The sequence below is a fragment of the Paenibacillus nuruki genome, assembly GCF_001721045.1.
GTDB classification, from domain to species: domain Bacteria; phylum Bacillota; class Bacilli; order Paenibacillales; family Paenibacillaceae; genus Saccharibacillus; species Saccharibacillus nuruki.
The window spans coordinates 1-4,009 of record NZ_MDER01000091.1 but is presented as its reverse complement, the minus strand read 5'-3'; the positions used below and the strand labels follow the sequence as shown (position 1 = coordinate 4,009).

2 protein-coding genes are annotated in these 4,009 nt (G+C 38.8%); both read left to right on the top strand.

Annotated elements, in window-relative coordinates; translation table 11 throughout:
- The first annotated feature begins 235 nt into the window (after positions 1 to 235).
- On the top strand, positions 236 to 1,657 hold the full coding sequence (locus tag PTI45_RS22270) for an aldehyde dehydrogenase family protein (RefSeq protein ID WP_069329790.1): 1,422 nt from the start codon (positions 236 to 238) through the stop codon (positions 1,655 to 1,657).
- 524 nt (positions 1,658 to 2,181) lie between these two features.
- Positions 2,182 to 3,780 carry a M4 family metallopeptidase gene (locus PTI45_RS22265; RefSeq protein WP_069329789.1) on the top strand — a complete coding sequence of 533 codons (1,599 nt, stop codon included), beginning with the start codon at positions 2,182 to 2,184 and terminating at the stop codon, positions 3,778 to 3,780.
- Positions 3,781 to 4,009 lie beyond the last annotated feature (229 nt).

Sequence of the window (4,009 nt, the reverse complement as noted above, 5' to 3'; positions counted from 1 at the left end):
TTTTATTGTTCCAACAAATTATATTTCGGTAAAATTCTAAAATAATGTATAGATGTCGAAAAAAATAATAATTTAAAACTCAAAATGTCGAATATGGTCGAAATTAATATAGTTAAAAAGACCTTATTTTTAAAAAATTGAAATAATAGAACATACTTTGATATGAAAAAGGGTATTGAGTAGGAGTGTTCATTTACGATGAAGCTTTATTTTGAATAGCGAAAGGAAGATTACAATGGATCAAAAACATTTATATATTAATGGAGAATGGGTGAAAGCTAGTTCGTATACCCCTTTATATTCTCCCTACAATCGTTCTCTTATTACAGAAGTGGCAGAAGCGAATGCAGAAGAAACGAAGCAAGCAATTACTGCTGCTTATGAAGCTAAAGAGACTATGCGTGCGATGCCAGCTCATCAGCGAGCATCTATTTTGGAAAAATTAGCTTCTCTATTAGAACAACGATCTGAAGAAGCAGCTCAATTGATTGCTCTAGAAGGTGCCAAGCCGATTCAAGCCGCTCGTACTGAAATTGGGCGTACTGTCGAAACGTATAAATTTGCAGCAGAAGAAGCCAAACGGATTCATGGTGAAACGATCCCACTGGATGCTTCGGTCAGTGGAGAAGGAAGAATAGCGTATACGGTTAAAGAGCCTGTAGGTGTAGTTGGAGCGATTACTCCTTTTAACTTCCCTATGAATCTGGTTGCACACAAAGTGGGTCCTGCTCTTGCCGCTGGAAATACGGTTGTATTGAAGCCTGCGGAGCAGACACCATTGTCTTCTTTCTTATTAGCCGAATTATTACAAGAAGCAGGATTGCCTGCTGGCGCACTTAATGTAGTGACAGGTGATGGTAAAGTGGTAGGGGATACGATTGTTACTGATGAACGTGTCAAAGCATTATCATTTACAGGTAGCCCGGGAGTAGGTATCTCTATTCGTTCCAAAGCAGGGCTGAAAAAAGTGACTTTGGAGCTTGGATCGAATTCTGGCTTGATTATTGATCGAGATACTGATATCCCGGCGATGATTAAGCGTGCAGTCTCCGGAGCATTTGGTAATCAAGGGCAAGTGTGTATTTCAATTCAGCGAATCTATGTACATCAGGAGATCTTTGAAGCGTTTGTTGCTCAATTTGTAGAAGCAACGCGTGCACTGAAGTTAGGTGATCCTATGAATGAAGATACCGATGTGTCGGCTATGATCGCACCGAAAGAACAGACAAGAGCGATAGAATGGATTGAAGAAGCTGTGTCCCAAGGAGCAGAGATTGCTTATGGCGGTACAGTAGAGAATGATCTTCTGTTGCCAACTGTCTTATTACGAGTACATCCGGAAGTACGTGTAGCATGTAAAGAAGTCTTCGCTCCAATCGTAATGATTAACCCTGTGGCAGATATGGAAGAAGCCATTCGCGAAGTCAATCGTTCGGATTATGGATTGCAAGCAGGGATCTATACGCAACAACTGCAAACGGCATTTCATGCTGCTGAGAAATTAGAAGTCGGCGGAGTAATTGTTAACGATATTCCTTCATTCCGTGTAGATCATATGCCATATGGTGGAGTCAAACAAAGCGGGATAGGACGCGAGGGAATCAAATATGCTTTAGAAGAAATGTTAGAGACTAAGTTAGTTGTCTTTAAAAAATAAGCAGTCTGTTGAGTAATAATTTCCATTTTTATTGTTAAAATCATACTCATTCACGACCTGATTCTTATAACCTTTTTTCACTTTTTGTGAATCGGAATTTAAATAAGACTTAATTACTGCTGAAAAGTAGAATTAAGTCTTATTTACGTGCGTAAAATGAGGTACTTTTCCCCAAATGATACTAAACTATACACCCTATGTCAGATAAAACAGTGTTTTTCAACTTTTTCCATATTTTTATCTAAAAAGGTATTTATTTTTTTTAGGAATCATGATACGATTCCTTTCAGACGCAAGAGGAATCCACAAAATGATTTATTTGGTAAAATATGAGCGTCCAAAAGGAGGGGTACCGGTTACTGATTGTTGTTGTAGATGTTGCCCGCAGTTTGTAGCTGGCGCTTAGGCATTCCTAGAATGCTATCATTCAATTTTGGCAAAGGCTCGTAGGTACTTAGAAGAAAAAGGAAAAATATTCGCAGACAGGCTATACCAAAAAAACCAAGTGAACAGGGGAGAATACTTTGAAAAAGACGTTTGGATTTATACTTGCCGGTAGTTTGTTGATTGGTGCTCAGGCTCCAGCTTTTGCTGCTTCTGCTAATGAAGTAACACCACTAGGAGATTACACTCCACAAGTGATTACACAATCTACTTTGGTGACTAGCGGATTGACAGGCGATGCAAAAGTATGGAAATTCTTGGACAGACAAAAACGTACAATTGCCGGAGATCAACAAGCAACTGCACAACAAGTTTTTGATATCACTAAACGTCAAGCAGATTCTTCTACAGGTACAGAACATTATCGCATCAACCAAATTTACGAAGGCGTTCCTGTATACGGCGCAGAACAAACACTACATTTCGATAAAACAGGAAATGTATCTTTGTATCTAGGTAGCGTTGTGGAAGACGTTTATGGTAAATTGAGTGATTCTAAAGATGCAAAAGCAGCTGTAACTCCAAAAATTAGCGCTTCTGAAGCAATCAAAATTGCTGAAAAAGATGCTGCTTCTAAAATTGGTTCACTAGGCGAAGCTCAAAAAGCACCAAGTGCTAAATTGTATGTATATGCTCCAGAAGATAAAGCTAGCTTAGCGTATGTAACTGAAGTTAACGTACTTACTCCTGAACCACTTCGTACACGTTACTTTATCGATGCGAAATCAGGTTCAATCTTGTTCCAATATGACTTGATTGAGCATGCTACAGGAACAGGTAAAGGCGTATTGGGCGATACCAAATCGTTCACAACAACAGTATCAGGTTCTAGCAACTTATTGATCGATAGCACTCGTGGAAAAGGTGTACAAACATATACGGCGGCTAACCGTACTTCCTTGCCAGGAACAACAGTATCCAGCACAAGCAGTACGTTTAACGATCCTGCTGCTGTAGATGCTCATACTTACGCAGAAAGAGTATATGATTTCTACAAATCTAACTTTGGACGTAACAGTATTGATGGTAATGGTCTAGCTCTTAAATCAACAGTTCATTACTCTACTAGATATAACAACGCATTCTGGAACGGAACTCAAATGGTATATGGAGATGGCGACGGTTCTACATTCATTCCATTGTCTGGCGACTTGGACGTTGTTGGTCATGAATTGACTCACGGTGTAACCGAGTATACAGCTAATCTTGAATACTACGGTCAATCCGGTGCGTTGAATGAAGCGATCTCTGATATGTTCGGTAACACAATCGAAGGTAAAAACTGGTTGATCGGTGATGCGATCTATACGCCAGGTACAACTGGTGATGCACTTCGTTACATGGACAACCCTGCTAAAGGTGGACAACCAGCTTCAATGTCTGCTTATGTAAATACAAGTGATGATAATGGCGGCGTACACACAAACAGTGGTATTCCGAACAAAGCATACTACTTGTTAGCGCAAGGTGGAACATTTGGTGGAGTGAACACTACAGGTATCGGTCGTTCACAAGCGATCCAAATCGTATATCGTGCATTGAACTACTACCTAACTTCTAGCTCTAACTTCTCAGCTTACCGTTCTGCAATGATCCAAGCTTCTACAGACTTGTACGGTGCAAGCTCTGCGCAAACAACAGCAGTTAAAAACTCTTTGAGTGCTGTAGGCATTAACTAATCTCGAATAGTTACATCCAAGAAGCAGTAAATGATCTCTTTGAGATTGTTTACTGCTTCTTTTTGTTTTCATTTGATAAAATGTGGTTATTTATATAAAATGAAATAATAAACACAGATTTATTTTCTAATTATGAAATAATTGTTGGTTATTTGTTAATCACGATTCTAAAATCATCTATAATATTTATTTATCAAAAATATAAATTTGTTTTAAAAACAAATTTTCA

Excerpts from the sequence above, each read along its gene's own strand:
- PTI45_RS22270 (WP_069329790.1), top strand. The coding sequence starts at position 236 with ATGGATCAAAAACATTTATATATTAATGGAGAATGGGTGAAAGCTAGT.